The organism is Bacillus paramobilis, assembly GCF_038096195.1.
Lineage (GTDB): Bacteria > Bacillota > Bacilli > Bacillales > Bacillaceae_G > Bacillus_A > Bacillus_A mobilis.
Genome location: NZ_CP151108.1, coordinates 3,665,901 through 3,682,590, shown reverse-complemented (window position 1 = coordinate 3,682,590; position 16,690 = coordinate 3,665,901). Strand labels below are relative to the sequence as shown.

General features: G+C 34.3%; 18 protein-coding genes and 1 pseudogene. 16 read left to right on the top strand and 3 right to left on the bottom strand.

Features of this window, described 5'->3' with window-relative positions; translation table 11 throughout:
* The first annotated feature begins 29 nt into the window (after positions 1 to 29).
* Positions 30 to 218 (top strand): RNA chaperone Hfq, encoded by a 189-nt coding sequence (gene hfq, locus AABL52_RS18755; RefSeq protein ID WP_000400659.1) that lies wholly within the window; start codon positions 30 to 32, stop codon positions 216 to 218.
* 25 nt (positions 219 to 243) lie between these two features.
* Here the strand turns inward: hfq and AABL52_RS18750 are convergent, their stop codons facing one another.
* A complete protein-coding gene (locus tag AABL52_RS18750) occupies positions 244 to 846 on the bottom strand; it encodes an HD domain-containing protein (protein WP_000400772.1) in 603 nt (200 codons plus the stop codon).
* A 172-nt stretch (positions 847 to 1,018) separates the two neighbouring features.
* Between AABL52_RS18750 and AABL52_RS18745 the strand changes: the two genes are divergently transcribed.
* The 7 genes from AABL52_RS18745 (at position 1,019) to AABL52_RS18715 (ending at position 9,168) form a co-directional block, all read left to right on the top strand.
* Entirely contained in the window at positions 1,019 to 1,852 is an 834-nt protein-coding gene (locus AABL52_RS18745) for a flagellar motor protein MotP (protein ID WP_097843325.1), read from the top strand.
* 22 nt (positions 1,853 to 1,874) lie between these two features.
* Positions 1,875 to 2,552 carry an OmpA family protein gene (locus AABL52_RS18740; RefSeq protein WP_000977946.1) on the top strand — a complete coding sequence of 226 codons (678 nt, stop codon included), beginning with the start codon at positions 1,875 to 1,877 and terminating at the stop codon, positions 2,550 to 2,552.
* A gap of 150 nt (positions 2,553 to 2,702) precedes the next feature.
* Positions 2,703 to 3,071: a response regulator gene (locus tag AABL52_RS18735; RefSeq protein ID WP_000940577.1), complete on the top strand. Its 369-nt coding sequence runs from the start codon at positions 2,703 to 2,705 to the stop codon at positions 3,069 to 3,071.
* 129 nt (positions 3,072 to 3,200) lie between these two features.
* The gene (locus AABL52_RS18730; RefSeq protein ID WP_098237472.1) at positions 3,201 to 5,213 is read left to right on the top strand and encodes a chemotaxis protein CheA; all 2,013 of its coding nucleotides are present in this window, start codon (positions 3,201 to 3,203) and stop codon (positions 5,211 to 5,213) included.
* A 188-nt stretch (positions 5,214 to 5,401) separates the two neighbouring features.
* On the top strand, positions 5,402 to 7,048 hold the full coding sequence (locus tag AABL52_RS18725) for a flagellar motor switch protein (RefSeq protein WP_341518184.1): 1,647 nt from the start codon (positions 5,402 to 5,404) through the stop codon (positions 7,046 to 7,048).
* 29 nt (positions 7,049 to 7,077) lie between these two features.
* Entirely contained in the window at positions 7,078 to 8,424 is a 1,347-nt protein-coding gene (locus tag AABL52_RS18720; RefSeq protein WP_341518183.1) for a transglycosylase, read from the top strand.
* A gap of 27 nt (positions 8,425 to 8,451) precedes the next feature.
* Positions 8,452 to 9,168, top strand: coding sequence for a hypothetical protein (locus AABL52_RS18715; RefSeq protein WP_341518182.1), 717 nt, complete (start codon positions 8,452 to 8,454; stop codon positions 9,166 to 9,168).
* 33 nt (positions 9,169 to 9,201) lie between these two features.
* Here the strand turns inward: AABL52_RS18715 and AABL52_RS18710 are convergent, their stop codons facing one another.
* Positions 9,202 to 9,984 carry a CheR family methyltransferase gene (locus AABL52_RS18710; RefSeq protein ID WP_341518181.1) on the bottom strand — a complete coding sequence of 261 codons (783 nt, stop codon included), beginning with the start codon at positions 9,982 to 9,984 and terminating at the stop codon, positions 9,202 to 9,204.
* Between the two features lie 39 nt (positions 9,985 to 10,023).
* Entirely contained in the window at positions 10,024 to 10,521 is a 498-nt protein-coding gene (locus tag AABL52_RS18705; protein WP_341518180.1) for a flagellar motor switch protein FliG, read from the bottom strand.
* A gap of 143 nt (positions 10,522 to 10,664) precedes the next feature.
* Between AABL52_RS18705 and AABL52_RS18700 the strand changes: the two genes are divergently transcribed.
* From AABL52_RS18700 to flgB, 8 genes and pseudogenes are all read left to right on the top strand, one after another.
* Positions 10,665 to 11,129, top strand: coding sequence for a YaaR family protein (locus AABL52_RS18700; RefSeq protein ID WP_073517845.1), 465 nt, complete (start codon positions 10,665 to 10,667; stop codon positions 11,127 to 11,129).
* Between the two features lie 16 nt (positions 11,130 to 11,145).
* A complete protein-coding gene (locus AABL52_RS18695) occupies positions 11,146 to 11,598 on the top strand; it encodes a flagellar export chaperone FlgN (protein ID WP_341518179.1) in 453 nt (150 codons plus the stop codon).
* A 17-nt stretch (positions 11,599 to 11,615) separates the two neighbouring features.
* Entirely contained in the window at positions 11,616 to 12,914 is a 1,299-nt protein-coding gene (flgK, locus tag AABL52_RS18690; RefSeq protein ID WP_341518178.1) for a flagellar hook-associated protein FlgK, read from the top strand.
* Positions 12,915 to 12,955: 41 nt separating this feature from the next.
* Complete coding sequence (locus AABL52_RS18685) at positions 12,956 to 13,819, top strand: flagellar hook-associated protein 3 (RefSeq protein ID WP_001266399.1); 864 nt, start codon at positions 12,956 to 12,958, stop codon at positions 13,817 to 13,819.
* Positions 13,820 to 13,838: 19 nt separating this feature from the next.
* On the top strand, positions 13,839 to 15,236 hold the full coding sequence (locus AABL52_RS18680) for a flagellar hook-associated protein 2 (protein WP_341518177.1): 1,398 nt from the start codon (positions 13,839 to 13,841) through the stop codon (positions 15,234 to 15,236).
* A gap of 22 nt (positions 15,237 to 15,258) precedes the next feature.
* Positions 15,259 to 15,627 (top strand): flagellar export chaperone FliS, encoded by a 369-nt coding sequence (gene fliS, locus AABL52_RS18675; protein ID WP_073517848.1) that lies wholly within the window; start codon positions 15,259 to 15,261, stop codon positions 15,625 to 15,627.
* On the top strand, positions 15,617 to 15,889 hold the full coding sequence (locus AABL52_RS18670) for a flagellar biosynthesis protein FlgG (RefSeq protein ID WP_340420871.1): 273 nt from the start codon (positions 15,617 to 15,619) through the stop codon (positions 15,887 to 15,889). The genes fliS and AABL52_RS18670 overlap by 11 nt, the downstream gene beginning before the upstream one ends.
* 316 nt (positions 15,890 to 16,205) lie before the next feature.
* Positions 16,206 to 16,677: pseudogene (gene flgB / locus AABL52_RS18665) on the top strand (flagellar basal body rod protein FlgB).
* Positions 16,678 to 16,690: the final 13 nt, after the last annotated feature.

Below are 16,690 nucleotides of genomic sequence, written 5' to 3'. Positions count from 1 at the left end.
GATATTGTACAAAAAGGAGAGAACAGTATTTGGAACATTTACAAGAAGAGTTATATAAGCAAATAAAAGAAGAAAAAGGTATTGTTACAATATTTTTAAAGAGTGGCGTTAGAATAGTAGGAGAAGTTGTTGCGATAGACAAATTTACTATTTTAATGTTAGTTGATGGAAAACAACAACTGATTTATAAGCAGGCTGTATCAACGATAATGAAATAAGACACTCAATTTGAGTGTCTTTTTATTATCGTTTGCAAGCTTCCACGTCAATGCCGGCAGCGAGTAATTTTTTTTCTCCATCTTGTTCAATCATTTTTTGTAATTTAGATAGGAAAGAATCAAAGTTTGTATGCTTTGCTACTTGGAATGTCATTTTATGCTCAATTGGTAGCCACGTATCAATATCAGCTTCGTTATGCTGAATTTTCACCTCAAGCTTATCAAGTGCATTAGCTACTTTTGCTTCGTACGTTTCTTTCGCTTCAAACTCCATCCATAAATCATATAATTCCTCACCGAGGGAACCTTTTAATGTTCGTTTAATATTTAAAATTGCTGCTTGCTCATTTTTTTGTTTTTGTAATTGTAATTCATGACTATTCATTGTATCAAAAGCAGGAATATCACCAGCTTCAGCTTCGACTAGGTCGTGAATAATAACCATTTTAAGTAATTTTTCAATGTTTACTTTTTGATCTAAATAAGGCTCAACTAAAATGGCCATTAGAGACATGCGCCATGTATGTTCAGCAACACTTTCTTGACGTCCGTTAGAAAGCCAGCTATGTCGCATTTCATATTTTAGTTTTTCTGCTAGTGCAATGACTTGTAAAATGTTGTGTTCCATCGTGATCCTCCTCATATTTCCATACTATAATTCTAATATGGAAATGAAATGTGTCAATTTTATGAGTATATTGCGATAAATAGATGATGAGCGTATAATAAACATTATATGTGAAAACGCATTATTAAAATAAAAAAATGTTTTATAAAAATGAAAAGGAAAGGGCAGGAATATGGGAGACGAAAATCAAGGATTTGCTAGACCACAAAGAAGAAAAAGGAAGTTTGACATTTCTAGCCCAGTTGGCATTATAGTAGGTTTTGCCATAGTGATAGCGGCAATTATGATTGGCGGCGGCGGAATAAAAGCTTTTAAAAACTTTTTAGATGTTTCATCTATTTTAATTGTCATAGGGGGAACTACAGCGACAATTGTTGTGGCGTATCGATTTGGAGAAATAAAAAAATATACGAAAAGTATTTTTACTGTTTTACATAGAAGAGAAGAAGATTTAGAACAGTTAACGGATTTGTTTGTTGATTTTTCGAAAAAGTCTAAAAAACACGGGTTGCTTTCTTTGGAAGTTGATGGAGAGCAAGTAGACAATCCTTTTATTCAAAAAGGAATTCAACTTATGTTAAGTGGTTATGATGAAGAGGAATTAAAAGAAGTATTAATGAAAGATGTTGAAACGGAAGTGTATGAGTTAAGAAAGGGAGCGACATTATTAGATAAAATTGGTGATTTCGCTCCAGCTTGGGGCATGATAGGGACTTTAATCGGTCTTATTATTATGCTTCAAAACTTGCAAGACACATCGCAAATTGGTACAGGGATGGCAGTTGCGATGTTAACGACATTGTATGGATCAGTACTTGCAAATATGATTGCAATCCCTCTTGCTGAAAAAGTGTATCGTGGTATTGAAGATTTATATACAGAGAAGAAGTTTGTTATTGAAGCAATTTCAGAATTGTATCGTGGACAAATTCCTTCTAAATTAAAGTTGAAACTAGATACATATGTATATGAAACAAAGATGAAAAAAGTAAAACGAGCAGCCTAATATTGCAAGGAGTGTTATGGTTATGATGAAACGACCGCAAAAGGGATCGCCTCGTTGGATGACGACTTTTACAGATTTAACGATGTTATTATTAACTTTCTTTGTATTACTAGTTGCTACATCAAAGCAAGATACAGTAAAATTATCAAAGATGCTTGAAAAGTTTAGTGACGTGGAGCAAGTTGATGCAAAAGTAATGGAAAATACAATACCAGATATTTCACATGAAAAAAATGATGAAAAAATGATCTCAAAAAAGCGAATGGATGACTTGTACAAAAAGTTAAAAGCATATGTAGATAGTAACGGTATTAGTCAAGTAAATGTATACCGAGAGGATACGGGAGTGAGCGTTGTTATAGTAGATAATTTAATATTTGATACGGGTGATGCGAACGTTAAACCTGAAGCAAAAGAGATCATTAGTCAATTAGTCGGATTTTTTCAATCTGTACCAAACCCGATTGTTGTGGAAGGGCATACAGATAGTAGACCGATTCATAACGAGAAGTTTCCTTCTAATTGGGAATTATCTTCAGCGAGGGCGGCTAATATGATCCACCATTTAATTGAAGTGTATAATGTGGAGGATAAAAGGTTAGCTGCGGTAGGATATGCAGATACAAAACCAGTCGTACCAAATGATTCACCGCAAAATTGGGAGAAAAACCGTCGCGTTGTCATTTATATTAAAGAATAGTATATTTTTATTTTAGTAATAAAATAATAAAAATACAGAAATTCTTTTAAAAAAATATTAAATTTTATCGTTTTATTTTGTATAATGAGTGAGAATGATAAGGTGAAATATTAAGATATATTTATACATAGAAGGAGAGAACCAAATAGAATGGCACATAAAATTTTAGTTGTAGACGATGCAATGTTTATGCGAACGATGATTAAAAACCTATTAAAAAGTAATTCTGAATTTGAGGTTATCGGAGAAGCAGAGAATGGGGTAGAAGCGATTCAAAAATATAAAGAACTTCAACCTGATATTGTAACATTAGATATTACTATGCCGGAAATGGACGGACTTGAAGCATTAAAAGAAATTATGAAAATTGATTCAAGTGCAAAGGTTGTTATTTGTTCAGCAATGGGACAACAAGGTATGGTTTTAGATGCAATTAAGGGTGGAGCAAAAGACTTTATTGTAAAGCCATTCCAAGCAGATCGTGTAATCGAAGCTTTAACAAAAGTAGCAAACAGCTAATATAAAAGGGGCGCCACAAGGAATCAAAACAGTGATAACGGAAAGAGGTGTGGCCCCCTTTTTTCTCGTTTTAAAACACTAAATTGTTATACATAAATGAAATGTTTGTTAGACAGGTAGGGGATGAAAATGCAAACAGATCTGCTAAATATATTTTTTGAGGAATCGGAAGAACATTTGCAGTCGCTAAATGAAAATGTGCTAATTTTAGAACAGAATCCTGCTGATATGGGTGTAGTAGGAGAGATATTCCGCTCAGCCCATACATTCAAAGGTATGTCTGCGAGTATGGAATTTACGGAAATGGCGGATTTAACGCATAAAATGGAAAACGTTTTAGATGAAATTCGTCATGGGAATATAGTTGTACATGCAAATATTATTGATGTGATTTTTGAGTGCATTGATAATTTAGAGAAAATGGTTGCAGATGTGCAACAAGGCGGAATGGGTAATATTGATGTAGTCTCAACGAAAAATAAATTAGAAGCTTTATTGAACGGAAATGTAGAAACTATTGCGGAACATGTAGAGCAAGAGTCTATAAGCATAGATGATGTAGTTTCTCATGAAGTGCATATAACTGTTGAACAGCAAGCTATTTTAAAAGCAGTACGTGCCATTATGTGTATTGAAGCTCTGCAAAATATAGGTGATATACAAAAAACGGTTCCTAGTATTGAAGAAATCGAAGCGGATGCTTTCGGATTTGAGTTCACAGTATTTATGAATACGGATCGTAGTGTAGAAGAATTAAAACAGGTAGTGCTTCACGTTTCTGAAATTGAGAAAGTAGTAGTGAAACAAGGAGAATCTTTACAGGAAATAGATTCGAAGTTTGCTACAGAAGAAGTTGTGCAAGTAGAAGAAATGATCCAACCGGATGTAGTTACGCAGGTCGAAGCACCTATTGAGGCAGCGAAGCAACCAGCAAGTGCTACGACAACGAAAAGCGCTGCAAAAACGAAAAATGCTAAAGGTGAGAATCGTTCCATTCGTGTTCAATTAGAAAAAATTGAACGATTAATGAATATGTTTGAAGAAAGTGTAATTGAACGTGGGCGTATTGATGAATTGGCACAAACGATTCAAAACAAGGAGTTAATTGAGCATTTAAATCGATTAGGTGATATTTCAAAAGATATTCAAAATGTACTATTAAATATGCGTATGGTACCGATAGAAACTGTTTTCAATCGTTTCCCTCGTATGGTACGTATGTTAGCGAAAGATTTAGGGAAAAAAATCGATTTACAAATTACAGGTGAAGACACTGAAGTAGATAAAATTGTTATTGATGAAATCGGTGATCCACTCGTTCATTTAATTCGTAATGCGATTGATCATGGGGTTGAAACTATTGAACAACGTCGTGATGCAGGAAAAAATGAGACAGGTACGATTAAATTAGAAGCGTTTCATAGTGGAAATCATGTCGTTATTCAAATTACGGATGACGGAAATGGTATTCATAAAGGAAAAGTATTAGAAAAAGCGATTAAAAATGGTGTTGTAACAGAATCTGAGGCAAATAAATTAACAGATCGTGAAGTGTATGATCTCATTTTCCAACCGGGATTTAGTACAGCTGAAGTAGTATCGGATCTTTCAGGACGTGGCGTTGGATTAGATGTTGTAAAGCATACAATTCATAGTCTAGGTGGGCATTTAATTATTGATTCAGAGGAAGGAAAAGGAAGTACATTTAGAATTGAGCTTCCGTTAACATTATCTATTATTCAATCGATGCTTGTTCAAACAAATGACACGCGCTATGCTCTACCTCTTGGTAACATTGTCGAAGCGATTCGAATTAAGAGAGAAGACATCCAATCCGTACAAGGAAAAGACGTGTTAAACTATCGTGATCAAATTATTGAAGTGAAGCATTTAAGTACTGTATTTGGTGAAAAAACAGTAGATGAGGCGTTTGGGTCATATGATAGTCAAATGGTTCCTGTGTTAATTGTTCGTAATACACATCGTAGTTATGGACTTATTGTAAACACAATTATCGGTCAAAGAGAAATAGTCTTAAAGTCATTAGGCGACTTCTTTGCAGATAGTTCGAACTATTTCTCTGGCGCGACGATTCTCGGCGATGGACGAGTGGTCCTCATTTTAAACCCAGAAGGTTTATAATAGGAATGAAGGAAAGCTCCCCACTTGTATGCAATTGGGGAGCTTTTTGTTAACTATGCGAATATAAGGAAATTAATATATAAATGGAAATAAATACATATTTATGATTAGTGTAGGAAGTTTGTTAAAATAGAATGAGTTAAAGTGTATTCATTTGATAGAAAAACAAAAATGAGGAGGCAGGGAAAATGCCTGAGCAACACACAAAAGGGGATACGAGCACAATTGTGCTAGATAAAGAAAAGGAGCTTTTAACGCCTCAAGAATGTGATATTCTTGGCGAAATCGCAAATATATCATTTGGCTCAGCTTCGACAGTATTATCAACAATTTTAAATAGGCAAGTAAGTATAACTGCTCCTCATGTAGAGTTAGTGGACTTATATGATACAAGTGATGTTGAGGTTCCTCATGTTGTATTAAACATTCATTTTACAAAAGGGTTAGATATGGAGAATTTACTTGTCCTTCAGCAAGATGTTGCTTTATCGATTGCTGATTTAATGATGATGGGGACAGGTGAAGTGGAAGAAGGGAAAGAGCTTGGCGAATTAGAGCTAAGTGCTGTACAAGAAGCGATGAACCAAATGATGGGATTCGCAGCGACGTCTATGTCGGAATTCTTCCAAGATACAGTAGACATGTCTCCGCCGACAATTAAAGTTGTAAAGCTATCAGAAGAGATGGAGAAAATCTCTGGAATAACTGGAAATAATACGATTGTTAAAGTGTCATTTGACCTTAAAATAGATAATCTTGTAAACTCTAAACTTGTACAAATTGTTTCAGTTGAACATACAAAACAGATGATAAATAAATTACTACAATTGTCTGGTGAAGCGGAAGAGCAAGAGCAAGACGAGCCGGCAGAAGTAGTGAAAGCTGAGATTGTAGAAGAACATGTTGAAAAAGAGCAGTTAACGCAAGAAGAGAAAGATGTGCTTGGGGAAATTGCGAACATTTCTATCGGTTCAGCCTCAACTGTATTATCAACGCTATTAAATCAACCGGTTACGATTAGTACACCAAATGTAGAAGCGATTAATGTTCGTCATTATGACGGAGTACCAGTTCCTTTTGTTATTTTAAATGTCGATTTTGTCGAAGGCCTAAAAAATGAGAACGTATTCGTATTTACGAAAGATGTTGCTTTGACAATGGTAGATTTAATGATGATGGGAACAGGGGAGATTGACCCAGAGAAAGAGCTTAGTGAATTAGAACTGAGCGGTATTAAAGAAATCATGAACCAAATGATGGGGCATGCTGCAACAGCGATGTCAGAAATGTTTAAAGAGAAAATGGACATGACACCGCCAGACGTGAAATTTGTTACATTAAAAGAAGAGATGGAATATTTGGGAGAAGCAATGGAAGTGGATGAGCTTGTCCAAATTACGTTCAATCTTGAAATCGGCGACCTGCTTCAATCAAAAATGTATCAAATTTTACCAATTTCAGAAGCGAAAGAAATGGTAAGACGACTGCTATATCCAATGGTGGAAGCAGAAGAAGAGATTGCTGAGGAAGAAATAGAAGAAGAGGTTGTAGAACCTGTTGTACAACCGATTGAATTTAAAGAAGTGAAACAAATTGAGCCAGTGTATATGGATACATCCATTCTACAAAATGTAGAAATGAACGTGAAATTTGTATTTGGAAGTACAGTGAAAACAATTCAAGATATATTAAGTTTACAAGAAAATGAAGCCGTTGTTTTAGATGAAGATATTGATGAACCAATTCGAATTTATGTAAATGATGTATTGGTGGCATATGGTGAACTTGTAAATGTAGATGGATTTTTCGGAGTGAAAGTGACGAAATCACTATAAGGCGTTGAAATAGGAGTTTGAACAGGCGGATGAAAAACGTAAAGTTTTTTCTAATATGCTGGCTATGCATACATGTGTGTTTGCTCTTCCCGCTGCAAAGTCAGGCAGAAGAGCAAAATGTGCCAGAGCAAAGTATAAATGAAGTGAATGTGCAAGAAGAAAACAAGGAAGTTCAAGAACAGCCAGAACAAGTGGAAATGAAGCAAGATAAAGAGGAACAACAAGAAGAAAAAAATGAACAAGAAACCGAAAAAAAGATAGAGACAGATCAAGGGGTTATTACAGTAAATAAGCAAGAATTACAGGTTGGCGAAGAAGTGCGGATTGTTGTAGAGCCAAAAGAGAAAAATATTCAAAGTATAAAAGGTATGTTGCAGTTGCCAAAAAACAGCAATCCGTATGAGCAAGAAAGAAGGATATCTTTTAACTATGAAGAAGAAACGAAGCGATGGATTGCTAACTATAAGGTCGGGATTTTTGATTTGCAAGGTGATTGGAACCTGCAGCTCGTTCAAAGTTATAAAGAAAATGAGAAAGAAGAGCTTTTAGAAAATGAAGTGAAAGTTCCTCTTATTCGTATAAATAATGAAACACCAACAATAGATAAAGAGTTACCAAAGTTGCATAAAGTTACTGTTGACGAGGTGAAGGATAACGTAATTGAACGAAAACAAGGCGATTCTATACATGTACGAGTTAAGGCGGCAGACGCAGAATCGGTTGTGAAAGAAGTTCGAGTTACGCTAAAAGGGAAAGACAATAAAGAGATTACAATTTTATTAGATTACAATAAGCGCGATATGGAATGGCAAAAAGTATTTGAAATAACGGATGCGTTGCCAATCGGCACATACGAACTACTTGTAGAGGTAGTGGATGCGGCCGGCAATAAACGGGTTGAGGCAAGTGAGTATATCGTTTCTGTTTTGGAGCAAAAAACAGAAGAAGATAAAAAGGTAGAAGAACGAGAGAATGAAGATAAATTAGAAGATAAGAAAGAACCTGAGAAGCAGGAAGACTCGAAAGAAGAGGTACCGCTAGAGGAAGAAAAACCGTCAGTTGTTCAAATACCGAAGCAAGACGAGAAAATAAACGATTTTATAAAAGAGCCGCTGAAAGAGAACGAAGATGTTACTTACTTTATAAAAGAGCCATTGAAGGATCATAAGGAAGTAAGTGATGGAAAGGCTCAAAAAGAGAAAAAAAGTAGAAATGACAATGGAGTTGTTTCGAAAAAGAAAGAACAAATAGAAGAACCACAAAAGAAAAAGGAAGACAATAGCGAACAAGGAGTGCAAGCTTCTAATGTGTTTGCGATTATGTCAGGGTTATTCGTACTGTTTTTAGTTTTAAAGAGTAATAAAGAATGGGGCTAATTATTTCACCGTAGTGGAGGCGCTTAAATGGAAATTAAACGTACGACAATTGAAAATAAGACGCTACAACCATTAAAACAGCCTGCAGCTATTTCAGAACATGAGATTCAGAAAGAACGAGAACGTAGTAACCTAGTGTTTACTGGGCATTCCAAAATCATTATGAAAAATAATGAAATCGGAATTTTACTTGCTAGCTTAGGTGACGGAAAGATTGTGAAAGAAATGCTTTCTAAAGAGATGGATACAGTGTTACAACTTTTTAAAAAGTTACACGTGTTATCTGGAGAAGGAAAGCAAACCGAAAAAGTATATGAACAAATAATGAGAAGCTTGCAAGGGCTTGTGAAACAGGCACATATAAAAGAACTGCCTTTGCTAGATGGAACGTATGATTTCGCTGAAGTACAACTATCATTTGGTAGAAAGGTACATATTCCGTTACTAGATGTAAGTGCACTCCTTTCTAACGTGGAGAGTGATTCGTCGGAAGGAAATATAAATTTAATGGTAACGGTTATTACTGCGTATATAACGAAATTATCTAATGAAACCATTTTAATTAGTGTCACGGATCGCACAGCTAAAGAGCGGGATGCAAGTGTATGGCGAGCACTTGCAGAAATGAATATGACACAATTATCACAGGCGTTGAAACAAACGATGCAAGAACATAAATGGTCCATGACGTTTCTGTTTCTCTTTATATGGGTTGTTTGTATTATTTTAATTCGAGTTATATAAAAAGGTCGTCACATTAAATTGTGACGACCTCTTTTATATTTTTTCATAAAAGAATGTATCAAAACGCTGAAGATTGAATCGTTCGGGTGTTAAAATTTGTTCTGTGCTACCAACAAATAGCACACCGCCTTTTCGTAAAGAACGGCTAAACTTTTCGTAAAGTTTAACTCTTGCTTCTTCTGTGAAATAGATCATTACATTACGACAAATAATCAAATCGTAATTTGTATCGAACGACTGCATTAACAGGTCATGTTGTTTGAACGTGACGTTTTGCTTCATGTTTTGATGCAATGAGTATATATCATCCTCTTTTGTGAAATGACGCTCTTTCAAATCGCTAGGTAATTCTTTTAAAGAACGTTCCGTATATTGAGCGCGTTTTGCAGTCTCTAAAATATGAAAATCAAGATCCGTTGCTAGTATTTCATAGCGAAATGGAGATAGATGTTTCGCTAAAATTAAAGAGAGTGTATATGGCTCTTCACCGGCAGCGCAAGCGGCACTCCATACTTTCAATTTTCCGTTATTTTGTTCGAGTAATTTTGGTAGTGCTTTCGTTTCTAACGTTTGCCAACGTTCTTTATTTCTAAAAAACTCTGAAACGTTTATTGTAATATAGTCAATAAAACTTAAAAATAAGCTTTGATCGACACGTAAAGTACTTAAAAAAGTAGTGTAGTTTTCAAAGCCTTTTCTTGAAATAAAAGCATCGATTCTACGGCGCATTCTATCTTGTTTATACGAAGCGATATCCATATTGAATTGTTGTTTGAAACTAGCGATAAAATGATCATAATCTTGTTCAATTATCATATTTACACTGGGCACAATAACGATATTGTGCCGCCCCCTTTACATCATACGAATTTTTTGTTCAAAGCTTTTTTTCATTTGCTTTTCATGTAAACCTGGTAAATCATAAATGACAGCATCAATCCCGGCATCTTTTGCAATATCAACGGGAATGACAGATGTATGTTTGTCTCCGTTATAAAAACAGAGAACTAAATCGGTATCTTCAATAATTTGTTTAACAAAAAACATATAATCTGATCGGTAAATAGAGTCGGAAGGATGATCAAAAGCAACATACTCGGCTCCGTGTTTTTTTAAATAATCAACGATTTCTTGAAATTCATCTGTTACTGCTTGTAACGGTTGTAGCGTGTAAAGGCATAAATTTTGGGCGAGTCTTTCGTTTTCGACGAAAAAACGAAGTACCTCATTTTCAATAGTTTTATAACATAATATGTAAATTTTATGTTTGTGAGCATAGTCAGTTAAAAATTTTTTAATTTCTTCTTGATCTAATGCTGTTAATTGATTTGAACCACAAAGAAAAATATTCATAGAATTGTGCCACCTCATGCTAAATTGTAACATATCTTCTATAAAAAATAACTGCAAAATATTAGTGTTCAGAGTATAATTATAAATAACTAGATTTTACGATTAACTTTAGGAAGAAATAAAAAAATAAATAGGTGATATATATGCTGCGTTCTATCTCGCATAATCCAATTTTATCGCATATACCGCCTGCTACTCAAATGCCGAAAGAAGCAAATGTCAGGACAGGACTTGCATTTTCGGATAATTTGCATGCAGATCCGAAAAAAGATAAATTGTTAGAACAAATGGAAGCGTTTGTTGATAATATTGGAGAAATTAAAGAGAAAATTGAAATGGAATTAACACTTGATAACGTAATGGAATACAAAAATACAGTAAAATCATTTTTGAATTTTTACGTTGATAATGTATTGCAATATAAAGATGTCATGTCTCGTCATCCACGTTATGGATATTCCCAAAAAATGACGATTGTAAAGCAGGCAGAAGTGGGATTGAATGAGTTAGAAGATGTTATGAATTTAATTAATACAAAAACGGGACATTTAGAAATGTTAAATCAAATTGGAGAAATCCACGGTTTAATTGTAAATTTAGTCTTGTAAAAGGGAAGGAAGCTATATGTATATACAATTATATGAAAAGCTCGTTATTATTCAAAAAGCATATGAAAACATTCAAACGCTTGGAGAACAAATATATGAGCATTTAAAACATAAAAATGTAAATGCGGTTCAAAAACTGCAAGTAGAGCAATTGCAGTATATTGATGGTTTAAAAAAGTTATCAAATTCATTTGAAGAAATGGTTGTTCAGTATTGTAAAGAACAAGGAGTGGAATCATTTCGCGTAAGTGCGTTATTTTCGTATTTTTCTCATGAAGAAATTGAAAAAATAGAAAAATTACAAAAAAACTTAACTGAATTAGAAGAGAATGTAAAAATGATTCTTTTAAAAAATCAATATTACTTAAACGTACTATTAAAAACTACAGAAAGTATTGTGGATTCCGTTTCTGAATATAACTTAGAACGAAACAATAATTCGCAAATCTTTATGAACGAACTATTGTAAAGGGGAAGTGAAGCATTATGAGATTATCTGATTATAATACCCCGTTATCGGGCATGCTAGCGGCACAAATGGGATTACAAACGACGAAACAAAACTTGTCTAACATTCATACACCGGGATATGTACGTCAAGCGGTGAATTTCGGTTCTGTTGGAGCAAGTAATGGGCATACGCCGGAACAGAGAATTGGTTATGGTGTGCAAACGTTAGGTGTTGATCGTATTACAGATGAAGTGAAGACGAAACAGTTTAACGACCAATTATCTCAGCTCGCTTACTATAATTATAAGAATTCTGTTTTATCACGAGTAGAGTCTATGGTAGGAACGACAGGGAAAAATTCACTATCTAGTTTAATGGATGGATTTTTTAATGCTTTTCGAGAAGTTGCAAAAAATCCAGATCAATCAAACTATTACGATACGCTAATTTCTGAAACTGGGAAGTTTACAAGTCAGGTAAATAAACTTGCGAAAAACTTAGATTCAGTAGAAGCGCAGACGACAGAAGATATTGAAGCACATGTTAATGAATTTAATCGTCTTGCTGCTAGTTTAGCAGAAGCGAATAAAAAAATTGGGCAGGCTGGTACACAAGTACCGAATCAACTTTTAGACGAACGTGACCGCATCGTTACAGAAATGTCAAAGTACGCCAATATAGAAGTATCTTATGAATCTATGAATCCTAATATCGCAAGTGTTAGAATGAATGGTGTTTTAACAGTAAATGGACAAGATACATATCCGCTCCAATTAAATAAAACGAAAGAGCCAATGTCAGTTGAAATATACGGCTCGGAAATCCCGTTAACTAGTGGTGCAATAAAATCAGCGGTTGATACGAAAGGACAGATTGCTAGTTATAAGAAAAATCTTGAAGACTTAATGAGTTCAATGAAAAATGAAGTAAATACAGTGATGGGAAAAGATTTCTTCGTTGGAGATTATGCGAAAGAGTTGAAATTAAATCCGGAATTCGCGAATGATTTTTCGAAAATGAAAATATCTGCTGAAACTGCAAATAAACTGGCAGGAATTACAGATGACGATTATAAAGATGGTCTTTCATATAAAAAAGCATTAGACCAATTCATCGTTAAGGTAGCATCTGATAAAAGTGAAGTGAATGGTTATCAAAAAATTCATGGAGATTTATTAGAAGGTATTCAGCAAGAAAAGATGAGTGTCGAAGGCGTGAACATGGAAGAGGAAATGGTAAATTTAATGGCCTTCCAAAAATACTTCGTAGCAAACTCTAAAGCTATTTCTACGATGAATGAAGTGTTTGATAGTCTGTTTTCGATTATCCGATAGGGAATAGTAATTGATTCAAAATAAGTAAGGAGGAGATAGAAATGAGAGTATCTACATTTCAAAATGCAAACTGGGCAAAGAATCAGCTAATGGATTTAAATGTGCAGCAGCAATATCATCGAAATCAAGTAACTTCAGGCAAGAAAAATCTTCTTATGAGCGAAGATCCACTTGCAGCAAGTAAATCATTCGCGATTCAACATTCGTTGGCGAATATTGAACAAATGCAAAAAGATATAGCGGATTCTAAAAATGTACTAAGTCAGACAGAAACTACATTATCAGGTATTGTGAAATCTTTAACGAGAGCAGATCAATTAACAATACAAGCGTTAAATGGACCAAATGGTGAAAAAGAATTAAAGGCAATCGGTGCCGAAATCGATCAAATTTTAAAACAAGTTGTATATTTAGCGAATACGAAAGAGCAAGGTCGCTATCTGTTTGGTGGAGATAGTGCAGAGAAACCTCCATTTGCAGATGATGGAACATACCAGGGCGGCGAAAAAGATGTAATGTGGAAGCTGAATGATGGTTATGAAATTAAAGCGTTTCGTAATGGCGAGAACTTACTAACCCCTGTTATTCAAACGTTAGTAAAGATGAAAGACGCGATGCAAAGTGGTGATCAAAAGGCGTTACAGCCGTTTTTAGCGGAAAATAAGAAAAACTTGGATGGTGTTATTAATCGTACAACAGAAGTAGGAGCAACGATGAACACTGTAGATACGTTTAAGACAATTTTAAGCGAGCAAAATCTAGCGCTTCAAGAAAATCGTAAAGAAATTGAAGATGTTGATTTAGCTGTAGCAATTTCTGATTTGGCGTATATTAATGCGACGTATGAAGCGACGCTTAAAGCGGTTAGCACGATGAGCAAAACGAGTATTTTAGACTACATGTAAAAAATAAGGAGTGAGAAATATGGCAGGAACGTTAACAGGTATTGGCGGTAGACAACAGATTTGGAACCTTGGAAATAACATGATCGATACTTCTAATTTCGTTGAATTAGAAATGAATGCGCTGGATATGAGAAAAACGCCGTATACAAATGAAAAGAATAGCCTTTCACAAGATAAACTTTTATATACAAGTTTAAAATCAGAATTTAGTTCTTTCACGCAAACATTTAAAAATTTAGCGGCTTTTAAAGGAAATGAGAAAAAGGTAACAACATCACAAGACGGTTATATTAATGTAAAAGCTGATGGCGGTGCGATTGCTGGAACTTTTAATATGACGATTACACAGCTTGCGCAGCGTCATCAAATAGCTTCTGACCAAATTGAAAATATAGATGCCAAGATTAATAGTGATGAAACACTAAAACTAGGTGGTAAAGAACTAAAAGTAACATCTGATATGACATATAAAGATTTAATTAATAAAATTAATGATGGAGATTACGGCGTATCAGCATATACACTTGGGAATAAAATTTTCATGACCTCAAAAAAAGAAGGCGAAGATGGAGTAATTAATTTTGAGGGGAACAAATCTTCATTGTTTCAAAAAATAGGTTTAGCTAATGATGACGGCGTAGCGCTTCATGAAATCAATAGTGCGCAAAATGCTGAATATACGATTAATGGTATAGCAGGTAAAAGTTCTACTAATACAATTGAAGCTCTTCCTGGTGTGAAAATCGAATTATTAAAAGTAACTGAGGAAAAAGTAGAAGAAAAAACAGATGGTGAAAAGACAGAGGTTGATCCGAAGACAACAGAGGCGAAAGCAAAAGGGATAGAACTGAAGTTTACAGTAAGTGACTCAAACGTAACAGATGCATCAAATATTATTAAAAAGATGGTAGCGGATTATAATAAAGCTGTTTCTACAATAGATATCTTTGCTGGAAAAGGCGGAGCTTTCCAAGGGCAAACTATTATGCAAAGTGTACGCCAAGCGATGAATAACGTCGTAACATTTTCTCAAGATGGTAATTACTTATTCTCATTTGGTATTCAATTAAAGCAAGATGGAACGATGGAAGTTAATGACGAAGCATTAACGAAAGCGTTAAAAGAGAAGCCGGATGCAGCGAAGCAATTTTTCTTTAGTTCTAACGGATTAGGAAAAATGATGGAAGAACCACTTGAGAAATTATTTGGTGATAAAGGTGTAGTTGGAGAACGAGTAAAAAGCATTGATTCACGTGTAAGTGATTTAGATAAAAAGATAAAAGATATTGAAGCACAAAACTTGCAAAAGCAAGATGAAATTGTGAAGAAGTATCAAAAGCTAGAAAGTACACTAGCTGAGCTTGATAGCCAACTAAAAACAATTAAAGCAATGACAAAACAAAAAAGTGATGATTAATGATAGTTGAGGAAGTGATCGTATGCAAGCATGGCAACGTTATATGCAAAATGATATTATGACGAGTAATCCAATTAAAAATACAATTTTTATTTATGAAAGATGTATTGTAGAGTTTCGTAATTTAGAAGAACTGTTACATACTTTTAAACTACAAGAAGGAGATGCACTTCTTGAAAAGTTGGAACGTATTTTTGAAGAATTAAAGCTGCAATTAAATCCTGAGATTACGAAAGATTTATATGATAGTCTTTATGGTTTATATGACTGGATTAGCGTTCAAATTCAAACGATGAAAGTAACACGTGAAGCGAAAGATATGGATGCGATTGTAAAAGTATTGCAAGATTTAATAGACGGTTACCGCGGAGCGCTTGAAAATGAACAATGATATTTATCGAGCATTTGTCGGCTGTTTTAATGAAATCGGTGAATTGCAAGTGTCAGATGGAGAGTTTGCTGAGAAGAGTGCGATGTTAAATCGCTGGATGATGACATTGGATGAAGAAACGCGCGAGAGAGTTGCGGCAGAAGTAAGCCCATTCATCATTAAGGCAGCACAGCATATTCGTGATAAGCAAAAGATTTTGGAAGAAATGATTATGACAAATGATGGGCGAATGAAAGCAAATTCATTTTACGGTAAATATTAATAATAATGTGTGGGAACGGATCCCCCTTTTTAAAAGGGGATCCATTCCTTCGTGTAAATAAATAGTTCCGCTGATTGAGGTTTCATTTTATGGCTGTAAAAAAACAGGAGTAATCTAAATAATATAAAAATAGGATTTGGCTCATCGTAAATACATTGAAATGTTATATAGATTACTACGCGTATACAGTTTTTTTTATATTCTTTTTATATTTTTGTATTTTTCTAAAGACAACAATGTAAAAATGGAATAAAATATGTAAGGGTACATAATAGTTAATATTTTAATAAATACATATAAGAAATTAAATAATGAAGTGAAACTTCCATCAGTGGGTCATTATGTTCAAAATGATAAGTTAAAAAGGAAGGGTGTGGAGTATGCCAGATTTAGTGAGTGATGTAAGCCATTATATGAATTATTTAGTGACGAAACGAAATACTGTTTCTAGTAATATTGCAAATGCGAATACACCTGGCTATAAAGCACAAGACGTTACATTTGCTGAGCAAATGAATAAAAGTAGTGCATTATATAAGAGTAATGCTGCGGATTTAAACAGCAATCCAGATTTATATCAAACGAATGAAATGCACTTACCGACAGTAAATACGAAAAATACTTATGCAAAGATTCAAACGAAATCAATGCAAACGAATAAAGATGGAAATAGTGTGGATGTAACGACGGAAATGCTAGATTTAATGAAAGCAAACCAATTATATGGTGTTTCAATTAACGCGATTAATACACAATACGCAATTAACCAAGCAGCGCGTGGACGTTAATAGTAGAAGGAGA